The sequence below is a fragment of the Mesorhizobium sp. CAU 1732 genome, assembly GCF_039888675.1.
GTDB lineage: Bacteria > Pseudomonadota > Alphaproteobacteria > Rhizobiales > Rhizobiaceae > Aerobium.
In genome coordinates this window covers 789,025-805,908 of sequence record NZ_JBDQQR010000001.1, presented here as the reverse complement: position 1 = coordinate 805,908, position 16,884 = coordinate 789,025, and the positions used below count along the sequence as shown (strand labels likewise).

15 protein-coding genes are annotated in these 16,884 nt (G+C 64.6%); 8 read left to right on the top strand and 7 right to left on the bottom strand.

Going from position 1 to position 16,884, the window contains the following annotated elements:
- Positions 1-42: 42 nt before the first annotated feature.
- From AAFN55_RS04095 to AAFN55_RS04085, 3 genes are all read right to left on the bottom strand, one after another.
- Positions 43-1,545, bottom strand: a complete 1,503-nt coding sequence (locus AAFN55_RS04095; protein ID WP_347797601.1) for a Do family serine endopeptidase — start codon at positions 1,543-1,545, stop codon at positions 43-45.
- A gap of 133 nt (positions 1,546-1,678) precedes the next feature.
- A complete protein-coding gene (locus AAFN55_RS04090) occupies positions 1,679-1,960 on the bottom strand; it encodes a DUF1344 domain-containing protein (RefSeq protein WP_347797600.1) in 282 nt (93 codons plus the stop codon).
- 12 nt (positions 1,961-1,972) lie between these two features.
- On the bottom strand, positions 1,973-2,443 hold the full coding sequence (locus AAFN55_RS04085) for a hypothetical protein (RefSeq protein WP_347797599.1): 471 nt from the start codon (positions 2,441-2,443) through the stop codon (positions 1,973-1,975).
- Between the two features lie 523 nt (positions 2,444-2,966).
- On the opposite strand from AAFN55_RS04085, the gene AAFN55_RS04080 reads away from it, so the two are divergent.
- The 8 genes from AAFN55_RS04080 (at position 2,967) to AAFN55_RS04045 (ending at position 12,105) form a co-directional block, all read left to right on the top strand.
- A complete protein-coding gene (locus tag AAFN55_RS04080) occupies positions 2,967-3,986 on the top strand; it encodes a sulfate ABC transporter substrate-binding protein (RefSeq protein ID WP_347797598.1) in 1,020 nt (339 codons plus the stop codon).
- An 82-nt stretch (positions 3,987-4,068) separates the two neighbouring features.
- Positions 4,069-4,908 (top strand): sulfate ABC transporter permease subunit CysT, encoded by an 840-nt coding sequence (gene cysT, locus AAFN55_RS04075; protein WP_347797597.1) that lies wholly within the window; start codon positions 4,069-4,071, stop codon positions 4,906-4,908.
- Positions 4,901-5,806 (top strand): sulfate ABC transporter permease subunit CysW, encoded by a 906-nt coding sequence (cysW, locus tag AAFN55_RS04070; protein ID WP_347797596.1) that lies wholly within the window; start codon positions 4,901-4,903, stop codon positions 5,804-5,806. Before cysT ends, cysW begins: the two co-directional genes overlap by 8 nt.
- An 84-nt stretch (positions 5,807-5,890) precedes the next feature.
- Positions 5,891-7,015: a sulfate/molybdate ABC transporter ATP-binding protein gene (locus AAFN55_RS04065; RefSeq protein ID WP_347797595.1), complete on the top strand. Its 1,125-nt coding sequence runs from the start codon at positions 5,891-5,893 to the stop codon at positions 7,013-7,015.
- A gap of 73 nt (positions 7,016-7,088) precedes the next feature.
- Positions 7,089-8,621, top strand: a complete 1,533-nt coding sequence (gene murJ, locus AAFN55_RS04060) for a murein biosynthesis integral membrane protein MurJ (protein ID WP_347797594.1) — start codon at positions 7,089-7,091, stop codon at positions 8,619-8,621.
- 131 nt (positions 8,622-8,752) lie between these two features.
- Positions 8,753-11,260, top strand: a complete 2,508-nt coding sequence (locus AAFN55_RS04055) for a heavy metal translocating P-type ATPase (protein ID WP_347797593.1) — start codon at positions 8,753-8,755, stop codon at positions 11,258-11,260.
- Between the two features lie 116 nt (positions 11,261-11,376).
- Complete coding sequence (cueR, locus tag AAFN55_RS04050; RefSeq protein ID WP_347797592.1) at positions 11,377-11,775, top strand: Cu(I)-responsive transcriptional regulator; 399 nt, start codon at positions 11,377-11,379, stop codon at positions 11,773-11,775.
- Positions 11,776-11,847: 72 nt separating this feature from the next.
- Positions 11,848-12,105, top strand: a complete 258-nt coding sequence (locus AAFN55_RS04045; protein WP_347797591.1) for a DUF2171 domain-containing protein — start codon at positions 11,848-11,850, stop codon at positions 12,103-12,105.
- A 63-nt stretch (positions 12,106-12,168) separates the two neighbouring features.
- On the opposite strand, the gene secD is transcribed toward AAFN55_RS04045, so the two are convergent.
- From secD to doeB, 4 genes are all read right to left on the bottom strand, one after another.
- A complete protein-coding gene (gene secD, locus AAFN55_RS04040; protein ID WP_347797590.1) occupies positions 12,169-14,706 on the bottom strand; it encodes a protein translocase subunit SecD in 2,538 nt (845 codons plus the stop codon).
- Positions 14,707-14,787: 81 nt separating this feature from the next.
- The gene (locus AAFN55_RS04035) at positions 14,788-15,183 is read right to left on the bottom strand and encodes a hypothetical protein (protein ID WP_347797589.1); all 396 of its coding nucleotides are present in this window, start codon (positions 15,181-15,183) and stop codon (positions 14,788-14,790) included.
- A 79-nt stretch (positions 15,184-15,262) separates the two neighbouring features.
- Entirely contained in the window at positions 15,263-15,664 is a 402-nt protein-coding gene (locus AAFN55_RS04030) for a hypothetical protein (RefSeq protein ID WP_347797588.1), read from the bottom strand.
- A 76-nt stretch (positions 15,665-15,740) separates the two neighbouring features.
- Complete coding sequence (doeB, locus tag AAFN55_RS04025) at positions 15,741-16,733, bottom strand: N(2)-acetyl-L-2,4-diaminobutanoate deacetylase DoeB (protein WP_347797587.1); 993 nt, start codon at positions 16,731-16,733, stop codon at positions 15,741-15,743.
- Between the last annotated feature and the right edge of the window lie 151 nt (positions 16,734-16,884).

Sequence of the window (16,884 nt, the reverse complement as noted above, 5' to 3'; positions counted from 1 at the left end):
ACCCGAAAACCGGATTCCACTTTTCGGTCCGATGCTCCAGGTTCAGCCCATGCTGAACGGAACGGCCACGAACATCTGCTGGCCATTCCGCTCGACCTGCAGCAGCACGGAACTCCGGCCCGACTTCGCGGCGTCGCGGATCGCCGAGGCGACGTCCTGCGGCGTCATTTCCGGCTTCTGGTTCACGCCCTCGATGATATCGCCTTCATTCAAACCCGCAATCGCGGCAGGCTTCTGGGGATCGAGCGACCCGACCACGGCCCCACCCTTGCCGGATGGATCGGCCGCGAGACCGAGACCCAAATCGGGGATCGTCTGCTCGCCGGTGACGGCCGGCTGAGCCGAGGCGACGCTGGACGCGTTGCCGTCGCCGATCGTGACGGCGACATCGATCTGCTGTCCGCCACGCCAGATGCCGAGCTTTTCGGCACTGCCGGGCTTGAGATCGGCAACCTTGCGCGACAGGTCACGCGGCGCGGCCACATCAGTCCCATTCATGGACACGATCACGTCGCCTGCCTGGATACCGGCCGACGCCGATGGCGTGTTGGGCTCGACACCGGCGACAAGCGCGCCGTTCGTGCCCTTCAGTCCCAGCGCATCCGCGATGTCCTGCGTCACCGGCTGGATTTTCACGCCGAGATAGCCATGGGCGATGGAACCGTCCTTGACGAGCGCCGCCACGACGCCCTTCGCCTCATCGGAGGGAATGGCGAAACCGACGCCGACATTGCCTCCGTTGGGCGAATAGATCGCCGTGTTGATGCCGACGACGTGTCCGGCCATGTCGATGAGAGGCCCGCCGGAATTGCCGTGGTTGATGGCGGCATCGACCTGGATGAAGTCGTCATACGGTCCGTTGTGGAGATCCCGGCCCCGCGCGGAAACAACGCCGCTCGTCACCGTCGTTCCGATGCCGAACGGATTGCCGATCGCGACCACCGGATCGCCGGGTCTCAAAACGTCGGAATCGCCCCAGGACACAGTCGGAAGCGGCTTGCCCGCATCGATCTTGAGGACTGCGAGGTCCGTCTTGGCGTCCTGACCGACGAGAACGGCCTTGTATTCCTTGCCGTCGTCCAGCGTGACCTTGATGTCGGTCGCACCGTCGATGACGTGGTTGTTGGTCACGATCGTGCCGTCGCTGCCGATGACGAAGCCGGAACCGAGCGCCTCGGCAACCTGGCCGGCACCGCCGCGCGGCTGTTGGGGCATGGGGCCGGGCATCGGTCCATTCTGGCCGAAGAACTGGCGGAAGAACTCGTCGAACGGCGAGCCGGGCCCGAACTGGGGCGATTGCTGGCCATCGGCGACCGTTTGCTCGATGCGGGTCGTGACCGTCACGACGGCGGGCTTGTCGGCGGCGACGACATCGGCAAGCGTGGCGGGAGCCGTCGCGCTCGACAGGGCGACCGGCTGAAGCTCGGCCGAATGCGCATGGGTCGCACGCAACGCCGTGCCAAGCACGAAGGGGATGGCGACGATTGCTATGCCTGCGAGCGCAAGCGCTCTGTGGCGGCGGGTTACTGAAGACTGGGTGGCCATGATGTCTGTCCTTGCAGGTTGGTCGACTGCCGTGACGTACGTGCTGACGTCTATTCGGCGTGGAGCCTGAAGCGCGCCGACCTGCGCGGCGCGGTGCGGCTCCAAATGAAAAGTCTGGTACATGCGGCGCCGCCTATTGCCGGCATTCCGCGTCCGTCCGGCAGACCACGAGGTGGTCCAGTGCCAGCTTTCCGTGGAACATGCCCCAAACGACGAGAACCTGGTCGCCCGGCCGGACGTCCGGTAACGGCGTGTCCGGCCGAAGCGCATATTCAGTGCCGTCGGTCATCGTCAGCACATGGTCCTGGGCATCGAGCTTGCTCACCGTGCCGGCCATGGGATTGGCGGCGAACCCGAACAGGACGAAGGCTGCGACGGGCAGGAACGCGCGTCTCGCAAGACCGTGTGCCGACATGATCGAACGACCTCAGCCGCGCATGCCGTCATGCGACAGGCGCTGAATCTGCCGGTCGACGCTCGCGACCTCGTTGCGCAGCTTGCCGTACGTCGCCTTCGGGATCGCACCGCCATGATTGTTGGCGGTGGCGACGCTTTGCTGGCGTATGGCCGAGAGCGAATGGGCGAGCCTGGCATGCTCGCTACGTGTCAGCCGTCCATGCTGCGTGTCGGCGTTGATCTTTTGCTCCGCACGCGAAATCTCGTTCATGAGTGTCCGGAGCCTCGGGAGCATCTGCGTGGAGGCCATCGTCGCTAGAGGGTTCGTCGTCCGCATCCCCGTTGTGGCGGAGGGCGCCGGCACCGAATAGGCGGACTGTACGTTGCGGTTGTCGTTGTGAGTCATCGCAGCCATGCCGCTGGTCTGTGCGGCAAATGCTCCGAAGGCGGACGTGGACACGATGATTGCCGACAGTGCGGCGGTTCTGAGGGAAGAGCGCATGAAAGCTACTCCATTGGCGCAGATGCGCGCCAGCTTGCGAAGTCGTCCAGAAGGGTCGCGTCGCACTGTCGCCCGACAATGCCGGCCGGTCCCGACTTCCCGTAGAATTTAACATCGCCGGGCATCGAAAGCATGTTGGGAATGCGCAATGTTTCGCCCACGCACCCGTTTGGCCCTTGCGGCTTATGCCGATAAAAATTCTTTAGAAACAGCCGCTTGTCAGCCACGCAAATGATCGATGATCATTTCTGGGCGATGAGAGAACATTGCAGGAAATTTAAATCACGGCAGACTTGACCGGAAACGCGGAGGCGAACGGCAGACTGGCTTGTCGCCACTGCCCCGCTTTCCCTGGGCGACGCACCCCTCGCGGACAGTATTGCAAGACACCGCGAACGGGTTGTTGGGACTCCGGCCGGCTTGGCGGAATATCATTTCCGCAACACCCATGCCTTTGGAACGTTCGTGCATGGAAATACACTACTTAATCGATAGGGTTTAGTTGCAATCCACGGAGGTAGCCATGATCCTAAATCGAAAATCATTCCTATTCACGGCCGCCCTGGCGGCATCGGTCCAATTTGGCGGGCTCGATTTTGCCTTCGCCCAGGACTCCCTGAACAACGTTTCCTACGACCCGACACGCGAGCTCTATCGCGAATATTCCGAGCATTTCGCCAAGGTCTGGCAGGAGAAGACCGGACGGACGGTCGAGGTCAGCAACAGCCATGGCGGCTCGGGCGCACAGGTCCGCTCGGTGGTCGAGGGCCTGCCGGCGGACGTCGTGACCTTCCCGCTGGAAGGCGACATTCTGGGCATCGAGGAGGCCGCCCTCATCGAGCCAGGCTGGCAGAGCGAATTCCCGGCGGAATCCTCGCCCTACACCTCCACAATCGTGTTCCTGGTCCGCGCCGGCAACCCGAAAGAGATCAAGGACTGGGACGACCTCATCAAGGAGGGCGTGTCGGTCATCACGCCTAACCCCAAAACGTCGGGCGGCGCACGCTGGAACTACCTCGCCGCGTGGGCCTATGAACTCGACCGCTCTGGCGGTGACCAGCAGAAGGCACAGGATTTCGTCGCATCGATCTACGAGAACGTGCCCGTGCTCGACACCGGCGCGCGCGGCTCGACCAATACGTTCGTCCAGAACAAGGTCGGCGACGTGCTGATCGCCTGGGAAAACGAGGCCCTTCTCTCGCTCAAGGAATTCGGCGCGGGCGAGTACGAGATCGTCGTCCCCTCGGTCTCCATCCTCGCAGAGGTGAAGGTCGCGATCGTCGACAAGAATGTCGACAGCAAGGGCACGCGCGATCTCGCAAAGGCATTCCTGGACGAGCTCTACACGCCGGAATCCCAGAAAATCTTCGCGCGCAACTTCTACCGCCCGCTCTATCCCGACCAGGTCGACGCGGCCGATCTCGAATCCTTTCCCGACGTGAAGCTGGTCACGGTCGGCGAGGTGTTCGGCGGATGGGCCAAGGCCCAGCCGGAGCATTTCGGCGATGGCGGCATCTTCGATAAGATTTATTCGAACGACTGACCGACAGACCTGAAGTATTATGGGCGGGGTGTGAGGGGTTCCTCTTCCACCCCGTCAACTCTTGATCGACCAAGGCGGGCCAATGGCGAACATTCGATTTCGGGAGCCGAGTATCATTCCGGGCTTCCGGCTGACCTTTGGCTTCACGATCTTCTACCTGATGCTGATCGTGATCATTCCGATCATCGGGCTTTACGTGAAGACGTTCGAGCTGGATTGGGCATCCTTCCAGCGCATCGTGACGGGTCCCCGCTTCATCGCGGCCCTGAAACTGAGTTTCGGCGCGTCGCTGCTCGCAGCCCTTTTCAATGTCATCATCGGGGTGATGATCGCCTGGGTCCTCGTGCGCTACCGGTTTTTCGGCCGACGGTTCGTCGACGCCGTGATCGATCTGCCCTTCGCGCTGCCGACCGCCGTCGCGGGCATAGCGCTGACGGCGCTCTACGTTCCGCAAGGGTGGGTGGGCCGCCTGTTCTCGCCCTACGGCATCACGATCGCCTACACGCCGGTCGGCATCTGGATCGCGCTGGTGTTCATCGGCCTTCCCTTCGTCGTGCGCACGGTGCAGCCGGTGCTGGAGGACCTCAACCGGGAAGTCGAGGAGGCGGCAGCCACGCTTGGCGCGCCGAGGCGGACCACGATTTTGCGGATCATCCTGCCGCCGCTCATCCCCGCGATCCTGACCGGTTTCGCCCTCGCCTTCGCCCGCGCGGTCGGAGAGTATGGCTCGGTCATCTTCATCGCCGGCAACATTCCGCGCCAGACCGAAATCCTGCCGCTGCTCATCGTGTTCCGGCTGGAAGAGCGGGAGTATGCGGCAGCCGCGGCCATTGCGGCGGTGATGCTGACGGTCTCGTTCGCCATCCTGCTTCTCATCAATTTCATCCAGGCCTGGAGCTACAGGAGGTTCGGCAATGGCTGATGCAACAGTCGACCTGCCCGCCGCTTCAGCGCAGCCGCGTGCCATCCGCTCGCCCGTCACCGAGGCTCCGTGGGTCCGGTATCTGCTGATCGTGCTTTCGATCCTCGTGCTCGGCGTTTTCCTTCTCCTGCCGCTTCTCACCGTCTTCGTTCAGGCACTCGGTCTCGGCATCCAGGCATCGCTTGCGACGTTTCGGGATACCGATGCGATATCGGCCATTCTGCTCACGCTGTTCGTTGCGGCGATCGCGGTTCCGTTCAACGTCCTGTTCGGCATCGCGGCGGCCTGGGCGATCGCCAAATACCGGTTCCGCGGCCGCTCGCTTCTGATTTCGCTGATCGACCTGCCCTTCTCGGTGTCGCCCGTCGTCGCCGGACTGGTCTACGTGCTCCTGCTGGGGCCGTTCACGCCGATCGGAGCATGGCTTTTGCAGGATTACGGAATCCGCGTGATCTTCGCCGTACCGGGCGTCGTTCTGGCCACCGTGTTCGTGACGTTTCCGTTCGTGGCGCGCGAACTCATCCCGCTGATGCAGGATCAGGGAACCGGAGACGAAGAGGCTGCGTTGTCGCTCGGCGCGTCCGGCTGGCAGACGTTCTGGCGCGTGACACTGCCCAACGTGAAGTGGGCGCTGCTCTATGGCGTCCTGCTCTGCAACGCCCGCGCCATGGGCGAGTTCGGCGCGGTCGCCGTCATTTCCGGCAAGCTGCGGGGCGAAACGGTGACTATGCCTTTGCAGATCGAGCTCTATTATCAGGAGTTCCGGGCATTGGCGCAGGTTTCCGCCTTCAGCCTGGCCGCCGTGCTCGCCGGATTGGCGCTGGTGACGCTGGTTATCAAATCCTGGCTCGAGTGGCGCTATGCCGACCAGCTCGCAGCCGGTCGCGGAGGACACTGAGGTGGCCTACGGAAACGAAACTTCCGCATCCGTGCGACGCGAGGTCGCCAAGCCCTCGTCCACGATGCGCTAGGGAGCACGCAGATGGAACTCAGCATCAAGAACGTCCGCAAGGAATTCGACCGGTTTCCCGCACTTCACGACGTGTCTCTCGACATCCGCTCGGGCGAGCTCATCGCGCTCCTCGGTCCCTCCGGGTCGGGCAAGACGACGCTTTTGCGGCTCATTGCCGGTCTCGACTTCCTGACCTCGGGCACAATCCTGTTCGGCGATGACGACGCGTCCCACAAGACGGTTCAGGAACGCAATGTCGGCTTCGTGTTCCAGCACTACGCCCTGTTCCGCCATATGACGGTCGCCGACAATATCGGCTTCGGGTTGCAGGTGCGGCCCGGTGCAAATCGCCCTGCCAAGGCGGAGATCCGCCGTCGGGCGTCGGAGCTGCTCGATCTCGTCCAGCTTTCGGGCCTCGAAAAGCGCTACCCGAGCCAGTTGTCCGGCGGCCAGCGGCAGCGTGTCGCGCTTGCGCGTGCGCTGGCGATCGAGCCCAGGGTGCTGCTGCTCGACGAGCCCTTCGGCGCTCTGGACGCGCAGGTACGGCGCGAGCTGCGCCGCTGGCTTCGCGAAATCCATGACACGACAGGCCACACCACGGTCTTCGTGACGCACGATCAGGAAGAGGCTCTCGAACTGGCAGACCGCGTGGTCGTGATGAGCCAGGGGCGCATCGAACAGGTCGGATCGGCGGACGACGTCTACGACGCGCCGAACTCACCCTTCGTCTACGGCTTCATCGGCGATTCGAGCGCCCTTCCCGTTCGGGTCGAGAACGGCCAGGTCTGGCTCGAGGACCGATCGATCGGCCTCGAGACGAAGGATGTGCCGAACGGCGACGGGACGCTCTACTTCCGCCCGCACGACATCGACCTTCTGGAAGGCGGCGGCGGGTGCATCGCGGGTACGGTGGTCGCCAGCCGCCGCGTGGCGGGCACACGCCGCGTCGAGCTGGAGATCGGCGGCAACCAGCATCGCGTCGAGATCGAACTTCCGATCGATCATCCGGCGGCCAATCGCAGCCGGGTCGCATTCCGGCCGAGACGCTGGAAGGTCTTCTCCGACGGTAGCGCGCAGCCGGCCGCCGCGCAGCCTGCTGAAACGGAGGTGCTGCGCCACGATCGTGACAAAGAGCTGGCGGTGGTGGGATTGTAGGTCAGGACAGGTGATTCGCGGGGGCTGATCCCCACGAACCGCCCATGACACATCCATTTGGTTGCGCGATCGCATGAGCCTTTTGTCACGTGCCGGAACGGTGGGCGGCCTCACACTGCTGAGCCGCCTGTTCGGCTTCGGGCGCGATGTCGTGATGGCCGCGATCCTGGGCGCCGGACCGCTCGCGGATGCGTTCATGGTGGCGTTCCGCCTGCCCAATCATTTCCGCGCCATCCTTGCCGAGGGCGCTTTCAACTCCGCCTTCGTGCCGACCTATGCCGCGATCGCGGATCGGGAGGGAGCGGAGGCCGCGAAATCCTTCCGCTCGACCATCCTTGCATGGTCGCTGATCGCCAATCTGTCGCTGCTTGCCGTGGCGCTCATTGCCACCGGCTGGCTGATCGCGCTCCTTGCGCCGGGTCTCGGCGACGATCAGGCACAGCGCGACCTCGTCATCGACCTGACGCGCATCACGTTCCCATATCTCGCCCTCATCTCGGTGGTGGCGCTCCTCTCCGGCGTCCTGAACGCGCATGACAGGTTCGCAGCGGCAGCGGCGGCGCCCATTCTGCTCAACATCGCCATGGCAGGCACCTTGCTGGTCGCCTGGCTGTTCCCGTCCGCGGCCCATGCCGCCGCCTGGGGCGTGCTTCTGGGCGGTATCGCGCAATTCGTCCTTCTGGCCGGCATCTGCGTGCGGGCAGGATTGCCCTTCCAGCTCGGCCTGCCGAAACGCAACCCGCATGTCGGGCAGTTCCTCAAGCGGTTCGGGCCGGCCATCATCGGCGCTGGCGGCGTCCAGATCGCGATGTTCGCCGACACCATCATCGCGACGTTCCTGCCGACCGGGTCGCTTTCCTACCTCTATTACGCCGACCGCCTGTACCAGCTACCGCTGGCCGTGATCGGTATCGCGATCGGCACCGCGCTTCTGCCAGATTTGTCGCGGCGGTCCGCCAATCCGGACGATCGTACCGCGCCTGCCACGCTCGGCCACGCGGTCGCGGTGTGCCTCGTCCTCGGGCTGCCTTGCGCGGTGGGGCTGGCGCTGCTGGGCGATCTCATCATCGAAGTCCTGTTCGCGCGCGGCGCGTTCACCGCAGAGGCCGTGTCCGGTTCGGCCGGCGCGCTCGCCGCCTATTCGCTCGGCCTGCCGGCCGCGATCGCCATCAGGGCGCTGGTCTCCGGCTTTCACGCCCGGGGCGACACGACGACGCCGGTCAAGGCGCTGGGGCTGGCGACGATCGTGAATGTCGCCCTCAAATTCGCGCTCGTCGGCCAGCTCGCGCATGTCGGGCTGGCGACCGCCACGGCTGTCGGCGTATGGATCTATGCCGGACTTCTGGCCATGTGGCTGCGCGGCGAAGGCCGCCTTCGCATTCCCCGGCCGGACAAGGCTCGCCTCATCGGCATCCTGATCGGCGTGATCGCCGGCGCGGCGGCGGTCGTGCTTCTGCGCGAAAGCGTCGAGACGCGGATGGCGGCCTTTCTGCCGGAATGGACGGCGATGTCCACGCTCCTTGTCTTGGGCTTGCTCTCGCTCTGCCTGTTCGCGGCACCGCTCGCCATGGCCGAATACTGGACCCGGCGGCGAACCGCGCAATGACCGCCCTCACCCGAACAGCCGCCGGAAGTCTGGCAGGCGGCTGTTCCCCTATCGATCGTCGCGAAGAAATCGCTTGACCCTCCCGTGACTGGAAGGTTCATGACGGGTGCGATCAACGATGAGAGGTCGCTATGAGCACCCACGGCAAACACCAGCACACGCATTCCGGCGACGGATCGTGCTGCTCCGGCAAGACGCCAACCGAAGCGGTCGTTCGCGATCCCGTCTGCGGCATGACGGTCGATTCGAACGCAGGCAAACCGACTGCGGAACACGCAGGACACACGTATCACTTCTGCTCGCAGGGCTGCCGCACCAAGTTCGCGGCTAAGCCCGAGACCTACCTGACTGCGACCGATCCGGTCTGCGGCATGCAGGTGGATCGTGCGAGCGCCAAGCATTTCACGCGTCACGAGGGAACGGGGTTCTATTTCTGCTCGGCGGGCTGCAAGGCGAAGTTCGAGGCCGAACCGGCGAAATATCTCGGCGACCGTCCGCCGCCCGAGCCGATGCCGCAGGGAACCCAATACACCTGCCCGATGCATCCCGAGATCGTGCGCGACAAGCCCGGCTCCTGCCCGCTCTGCGGCATGGCGCTCGAACCGATGGGCGTGCCGACCGGCGACGAGGGGCCGAACCCGGAACTCATCGACTTCACACGCCGCCTCTGGGTCAGTGCCCTGCTTTCCGTGCCATTGCTCATCATCGCCATGGGGCCGATGATCGGCCTGCCGGTTCGCGACTGGCTGGGCGAGCGGACGGCCATATGGATGGAATTGGCGCTGGCGACGCCGGTCGTGCTCTGGGCGGCGTTCCCATTCTTCCATCGCGGTTGGGAATCGATCACCAACCGCAGCCCGAACATGTGGACGCTGATCTCGATCGGCGTCGGCGCGGCTTACATCTACAGCGTGATCGCCACGCTGTTCCCCGACCTGTTTCCGCACCAGTTCCGGGGTCATGGCGATACGGTTCCGGTCTATTTCGAGGCGGCCGCAGTCATCGTCACGCTGGTGTTTCTTGGGCAGGTTCTGGAACTGCGGGCGCGCGAGCGTACCGGTTCCGCGATCCGTGCGCTTCTCGACCTTGCGCCGAAGACCGCGCGCCGCATCGCGGAAGACGGGTCCGAGGCAGACGTTCCGTTGGAAGATGTACAATCCGGCGATCGGCTGCGCGTGCGCCCCGGCGACAGCGTTCCCGTTGACGGCGTGGTGCTGGAGGGCCGCACCGCCATCGACGAATCCATGATCACAGGAGAGCCTCTCCCAGTCGAGAAATCCGAAGGCGATCCGGTGACCGGCGGCACGCTCAACCGCAACGGCACGCTTGTCATCCGCGCCGAGAAGGTTGGAGCCGATACGATGCTGTCACGCATCGTCGAGATGGTGGCGAAGGCCCAGCGGTCGCGCGCACCGATCCAGGGAATGGCCGATCGGGTCGCGTTCTATTTCGTCCCGACCGTCGTTCTCGTCGCGGTCCTCGCCTTCGTTGTCTGGGCGGTGTTCGGCCCGGAGCCGTCGATGATCTTCGCGACCGTCTCGGCTGTGTCCGTGCTCATCATCGCGTGCCCCTGCGCTCTGGGTCTCGCCACGCCGATGTCCATCATGACGGCGACGGGACGCGGCGCGCAGGCCGGCGTGCTGATCAAGGACGCCGAGGCGCTGGAGCGCTTCGCCAAGGTCGATACGCTGATCGTCGACAAGACGGGCACGCTGACGGAAGGCAGGCCGAAGCTCACGGATATCGTGCCGCTGAACGGCTTCGCCGAGGCGGACCTGCTCTCGCTCGCGGCAAGCCTCGAACGCGGCTCGGAACACCCGCTCGCTGAGGCGATCGTCGAGGGGGCAGAGGAACGCGGCGTGGCCATCCAGGCGACGACGGACTTCGACGCGGTCACCGGCAAGGGCGTTTCGGGAACGGTTTCCGGGCGAAAGGTCGCGCTCGGCAACGCAGCCATGATGTCCGAACTCGGCGCGGCCACGACCGACGGACAAGAGCGCGCCGACGCGTTGCGCTCGCAGGGCAAGACGGCGATGTTCGTGGCCGTGGACGGCAAGCTCGCGGGCATCGTCGCCGTCGCAGATCCCGTCAAGGCGACCACGGCGGAGGCGATCCGCGCGCTGCACGAGACCGGCCTTCGCATCATCATGGCGACCGGCGACAGCGAACGCACCGCGCGGGCGGTGGCGGCAAGGCTGGGCATCGACGAGGTGCGCGCCGACATGCTGCCCGAAGCCAAGCAGGCGCTAATCGAGGCGTTGCGCGCGAAAGGCGCAAAAGTCGCGATGGCCGGCGACGGCGTCAACGATGCGCCGGCACTTGCTTCCGCCGATGTCGGCATCGCGATGGGCACTGGGGCCGATGTCGCGGTGGAGAGCGCCGGCATCACGCTGGTCAAGGGCGATCTCAACGGGATCGTGCGGGCCCGGACGCTCGCGCAGGCGACGATCCGCAACATCAAGCAGAACCTGTTCTTCGCCTTCGTCTACAACGCGCTTGGTGTGCCTGTGGCGGCAGGCATCCTATATCCAGTCTTCGGGATGCTTCTGTCGCCGATGCTTGCCGCTGCCGCCATGAGCCTATCGTCCGTGTCGGTGATCGCCAATGCGCTGAGGCTGCGGACGCTCAAGCTCGGCTGAGGATCGGACCGAAAAGTGGAATCCGGTTTTCGGATTATTCCGATGCTTAACAAGAGATAGATCGCCGTGCATCCGTCAGGATGCACGGCGATCTGAGCCATGAAAGGAACGAGCCCATGAACATCGGAACCGTGGCCGAAAAGTCCGGCCTGCCGCCCAAGACGATCCGCTACTACGAGGAAATCGGGCTTTTGCGGCCCGACCGGCGCGAGAACGGCTATCGCGACTATTCAATGGAGGACGTCCATCGCCTGCGCTTCCTGCAGCGCTCGCGCGGTCTGGGCTTCTCGGTCGAGGAATGCCGGCAGCTTCTGTCGCTCTATGGCGACACGCACCGTGAAAGCGCCGAAGTGAAGGCCATGGCGGAAGCCAAGCTCACGGAGATCGACCGCAAGCTCGCGGAACTGCACGGCCTGCGCGACATGCTGAGCCACCTCGTCGCCAATTGCCATGGCGATGACCGGCCGGAATGCCCTATCATCGACGGCCTGTCGGGACGGACACCGATCCAATAAACCGGGCCTCCGACCGTCCGAAGCATCCAACATGCGATTGCCGCGTTGTAGCCGCAGAGAAGGAGAGCACCAATGGTTGATAGCACGCAGATCAAGGAACATGCCGAAGTCATCGGAGCCGACGGCGTTCACGTCGGCACGGTCGATCACGTCGAGGGCGACAGGATCAAGCTGACCAAGAAGGATAGCGGCGAAGGCTCGCATCGCGGCCATCACCATTACATTCCGCTCGGTCTCGTGGCCGAGATCGAGGGCGGGACGGTGCGCCTCTCGGCCAATGCCGACGTCGCCGTGACCTTCGAAGAGGAAAGCGATCACCGGCCGATGTAGCCGTATCGCTCCAAAGCCGTATACGAGCGCGGCGGTCCCTGACGGGACCGCCGCGTTTTTTGTCTACGCCTTCTGCATCGGCTCCGGCAGTTCATGGCCGCCAAGACGGCCGGCCTGGCGGTGTTCCCACCAATTGCCTAGGAACAGCAGGATCGGTGCTGCGATGAAGATCGACGACGAGGTCGCGATCACGATGCCGAACACCATCGGCACCGCGAAGTTCTCGACCGCGCTGCCGCCCCAGATCGCCATCGGCGCCATGGCGAGGAAGGTCGTCGCCGAGGTGAAGATGCATCGCGCAAGCGTCTGGTTGATGCTCATGTCGATGATCTCGCGCAGCGACTTCTTCTTGTAGAGGCGCATGTTCTCACGCATGCGGTCATAGACCACCACCTTGTCGTTCACCGAATAGCCGATGATCGTCAAAAGCGCCGCGATGGCCGTCAGGTTGAAGTCGAGACCGAACAGCGCGAAGAAGCCGATGGTCTTGGTCGTATCCAGTATGAGCGTCGCGATCGCGCCGATCGCGAAGTTCCACTCGAAGCGCCACCAGATGTAGACCAGCATGGCGAGCGCGGCGAGCACGACGGCGATGATGCCGTTCTGCGCCAGTTCCCCGCTGACCTTCGGCCCGACCACCTCCGTTCGCTCGACGCGTACGTCCGGATCGATCGTCTTGACCGTGTCGCGCACGGCATTGACGGCCGCAGTCTGCGCGGCTTCACCACCCTCCTGTCGCTGCAGCCGGATCAGGACATGGTTGTCGCCACCGATCTCCTGCAACGCGACTTCGCCGAGGTTCAGTGCACTGAGATCGCCACGCATCTGCGCCAGATCGGCCGGTTGCGAAGTGACGACTTCGACCTGGATGCCGCCGGTGAAGTCGATGCCGTAATTGAGGCCCGGCTTGATGAAGAGGCCGATCGAGGCCAGCGACAGCAACAGCGAGATGCCGATGCCCAGGAAGCGGGCCCGCATGAAGGAGATGTGGGTTTCCTTCGGCATGAACCGGATCAGAGGCTCCATCCTGATCGTCTTGATGTGCCTGCGGCGCACCCACTCCGTCATGAGAATGCGCACGACGGCAACCGCCGTGAACATCGAGGCGGCGATGCCGATGATCATGGTGATGGCAAAGCCGCGCACCGGTCCCGAACCGAACATGAAGAGCAGTCCGGTCGCGATCAGGGTCGTGACGTTCGCATCGACGATGGTCGAGTAGGCCATCTTGAACCCTCGATCGAGCGCCGCGAAGGAACTCAGTCCCTTGGCCGTTTCCTCGCGTATTCGCTCGTTGATCAGGATGTTCGCATCGACCGCGATGCCGATGCCCAGAATGATGCCAGCGATGCCGGGAAGCGTCAGGGTCGCGCCCAGAATGCTGAGCAGGCCGACCGTGAGCGCCACGTTGAGGAACAGCGCGAAATTCGCGATGAGGCCCCACCACCCGTAAAGCGCGATCATGAAGGCGACCACGAGGGCGAAGCCTGCAAGGCCCGTATAGATGCCCATCTGGATCACGTCGGCGCCGAGATCGGGGCCAACGCTGCGCTCCTCGATGACTGTCAGAGGCGCCGGCAGCGCGCCGGCACGCAGAAGCGCGGAGAGCACGACGGTGTCTTCCACCGTGAACGAGCCGCTGATCTGCCCCGAGCCGCCGGTGATCGGTTCACGGATGACGGGCGCGCTCAGCACCTTGCCGTCGAGAACGATCGCAAAAGGCTTGTTGACGTTCTGCGCCGTGATGTCGGCGAACTGCCGCGCGCCCGCGCTGTCGAAGCGGAACGAGACGATGGGTTCGTGGGTGCGCTGATCGAAGCCCGCGCGGGCGTCAGTCAGGCGATCACCGCTCAGTGCTACGCGATCCTCGATGGGGTAGAGCTGGCCGGTCTTGGAGTCCGGCAACATCGTCACACCGGCTGGCGGACGATCTCCCGTCACATTTTCAGCCACCATGTGGAACGACATCTGGGCGGTGGAACCAAGCAGTTGCCGCAGCCGTGTCGGGTCCTGGAGACCGGGCAACTGGACGAGGATGCGGTCGGAGCCGACGCGCTGGATGCTCGGTTCGGCGACGCCGACCTGATCGACGCGCTGGCGCACCACCTCCAGGCTCTGCTCGAGCGCCCGGTCGATGCGGTCCTTGAAGCCTGCCTCGCTCAGGGACAGCTTGATCGCGTTTCCATCGGTGGCCACGTCGATATCGGCAATCGATGCTCCCATCGCAGTGTTGGCGATGGGAACGGCGAGTTCGCGGATTTTCGTCAGAGCGCGCTCACGCGTTGCCTGATCGGCGATGGACAGCACCACCGTGTCGCCGGACAGCCTGGCGGACTGGGCCGGAATGCGCTCGGTGCGCAGGACGCCCCGCACATCCTCCAGCAGCGCCTTCAAGCGATCCTGGCGAAGAGTCGCGGCATCGACTTCCAGAACGAGATGCGAGCCGCCCTGAAGGTCGAGGCCGAGCGTGACCTGCTGCTTGGGTATCCAGCCCGGCAATGAAGCCAACTGGGCAGGCGTGAACAGATTTGGCAGGGCGGTGATCAGGCCCACCAGAATGATGAGCGTATAGCTGATCAGAACCCATTTTGAGGTTCTCATGAAATGATCCTTTGGATGCGAGACGGCAGCCAGGCCGACCGCCTCGTTTCAGGTTCTCCGCATCGGCGGAGGCGACGGGGATCAGGCGTCGAAAGGGGGCGCGCGGGCGCGGTGGTGGGCGCTTTGCGCGCTTGTGACATGGCGGGGTCTCAGTGATTGCGCGGCGTCGGATGTGTCGGGAAGCGGCAGACCGGCCGTTGCGGGCAAAAGGCCCGCGCCGCCGGATTGGGCGGCATTCCAGAGATCGTCGGCATGACGGCGCTCGACGATCGCGCTGCGGCTTGCCTCACGATCGCTGAGCCGCTCGGGGTTTCGGGGGCCATGACGGCGTGACGACACCGTCTCCGCCTGACTGGCGGCTGCGGACACCAGCCCGGACGGCGCGTGTGAAACGGGCGCGCCGGCACCCATCCCGCCCCATAGAAGAATGAGAAGGGCCTGCAGCAGAAAGCGCACAGGGGCAGTGTGTCGGTTCATGATCCATGTCCGGCGGCGCCGCGCTTTTTCAAGGATCGGCGCGCAACGGGGATGCAGCCCAAAGGCTGCGGCTAACGCATCAGGCCGAAAGCGGCGGCGCGCGAGCGTGGGTCGAGAGGAAACCGGCGGCTGTCAGCGTCGCGACGGCTGGGTATCCGGTGTCGGCAGGGTCGCCGTGCGTCAGGGATGCATATCGCACCACCAGCCCGGCACCGACGCCGAACCCGTCATCCGGGCTCCCGCCGTCGGAGGACACGACTGCGAAGCTGTGCTGTCTCGATGCTGCCGGGGTGGCATGACGATCCGCGCCGTCCCGTTCATCGAGCGTCTGCTGGGTGAACGACGAGGACGCGAACGCAGCCGCAGCACCGCCAAGCGGATTGGGCAGCATGGCGAACAGGACCATCCAGACAAGCGTCATCCGGACCAGGAACACTGCCTGGACGCCGTCAGCCGGTCTTTGATGCCGAGAAAGGGTCACGCGCTGCTCGCACCTACATTTCCGGCCGTTCCATACTCCAATTCCGCGACGAAGGAAACTGGCACGTCGATGCGGTTTATCGGTCAACCACCGCGACGACCGACATGCAGTCGCCCGCCTTCACCAGACCAGGAAAATGCCGCGCCGCAAGGATGCCGGACATTTTCGCCCTGATATCCACCGGTGCGACGCCGGTGCGCCCGATCGCGTGGATGCGCGCGATGACGTCGCCCTCGCAGACGGCGTCGCCCAGATCGACCATCGTCTCGGCCATGCCGTCCTCTTCGGCGAAGCAGAAGCAGTCGCCGGATGGCATGTCGAGCCAGGACGTCTGGCTCTTCTCTACCGCGCCGGAGACGATGCCCGAATGGCGCAGCACGTTCATGACGCCGCGCCGGGCGATGCGGACGCTTGCGGCGGTCGACGTGCCGCCGCCGCCGAGTTCCGTCGTGACGAAGACCTTGCCCATCTCCTCGGCTGCCGTGTCGAACATGCCGATCGCATCGATCTCCAGCATGCGCATCGACCATGGCGCCGAGAATGCCTCGACAGCCGCCATGACGCTCGCCTCCTGCGCCTTGTCGGGCAGGATGTGGGCCGCGCAAAAGGGCAGGAAGTCGAGCGTGCGGCCACCGGAATGAAAGTCGAGCACGATATCCGCGCGGGGGAGGAGTTCCCGCTGGAAATAGTCCGCGATCTTCTCGGTCACCGTGCCGTCGGGCCGGCCGGGAAAGCTGCGATTGAGATTGCCGCGATCGATCGGCGAGGTGCGCGTGCCGGCGCGGAACGCGGGATAGTTCATCGCCGGCACGATGATAACCGTTCCCGAGACGGATACCGGGTCGAGCGTCCGCGCCAGATCGAAAAGCGCCAGCGGCCCCTCATACTCGTCGCCGTGGTTGCCGCCGGTGAGGAGCGCCGTCGGGCCCTCGCCGTTCCGGATCACCGCGATGGGGATCATCACCGAACCCCACGCGGAATCATCGCGGCTGTAGGGCAATCGCAGGAAGCCGTGCTGGACGCCGGCAGCGTCGAGATCGATCGTGGGGGTGATGGGGGAGGGTTTCATCACTGCATGTCTCCCGCAACCCCCACCCCTAACCCCTCCCCACTAGGGGGAGGGGGATTCTTTGGCAACGTCACTCCCCAGCCCTCGACTTGAGCTTGGGCGGCCGTGAAATTGTCCCCCTCCCCCTTGTGGGGAGGGGTTAGGGGTGGGG

Bases quoted from the DNA above. Each gene is read 5' to 3' on its own strand.
- AAFN55_RS04080 (WP_347797598.1), top strand. From the start codon at position 2,967: ATGATCCTAAATCGAAAATCATTCCTATTCACGGCCGCCCTGGCGGCA.
- AAFN55_RS04090 (WP_347797600.1), bottom strand. From the start codon at position 1,960: ATGTCGGCACACGGTCTTGCGAGACGCGCGTTCCTGCCCGTCGCAGCC.
- secD (WP_347797590.1), bottom strand. From the start codon at position 14,706: ATGAGAACCTCAAAATGGGTTCTGATCAGCTATACGCTCATCATTCTG.
- cysW (WP_347797596.1), top strand. From the start codon at position 4,901: ATGGCTGATGCAACAGTCGACCTGCCCGCCGCTTCAGCGCAGCCGCGT.
- AAFN55_RS04045 (WP_347797591.1), top strand. From the start codon at position 11,848: ATGGTTGATAGCACGCAGATCAAGGAACATGCCGAAGTCATCGGAGCC.
- AAFN55_RS04085 (WP_347797599.1), bottom strand. From the start codon at position 2,443: ATGCGCTCTTCCCTCAGAACCGCCGCACTGTCGGCAATCATCGTGTCC.
- cysT (WP_347797597.1), top strand. From the start codon at position 4,069: ATGGCGAACATTCGATTTCGGGAGCCGAGTATCATTCCGGGCTTCCGG.
- cueR (WP_347797592.1), top strand. From the start codon at position 11,377: ATGAACATCGGAACCGTGGCCGAAAAGTCCGGCCTGCCGCCCAAGACG.
- AAFN55_RS04065 (WP_347797595.1), top strand. From the start codon at position 5,891: ATGGAACTCAGCATCAAGAACGTCCGCAAGGAATTCGACCGGTTTCCC.
- AAFN55_RS04035 (WP_347797589.1), bottom strand. From the start codon at position 15,183: ATGAACCGACACACTGCCCCTGTGCGCTTTCTGCTGCAGGCCCTTCTC.
- doeB (WP_347797587.1), bottom strand. From the start codon at position 16,733: ATGAAACCCTCCCCCATCACCCCCACGATCGATCTCGACGCTGCCGGC.
- AAFN55_RS04095 (WP_347797601.1), bottom strand. From the start codon at position 1,545: ATGGCCACCCAGTCTTCAGTAACCCGCCGCCACAGAGCGCTTGCGCTC.
- murJ (WP_347797594.1), top strand. From the start codon at position 7,089: ATGAGCCTTTTGTCACGTGCCGGAACGGTGGGCGGCCTCACACTGCTG.
- AAFN55_RS04055 (WP_347797593.1), top strand. From the start codon at position 8,753: ATGAGCACCCACGGCAAACACCAGCACACGCATTCCGGCGACGGATCG.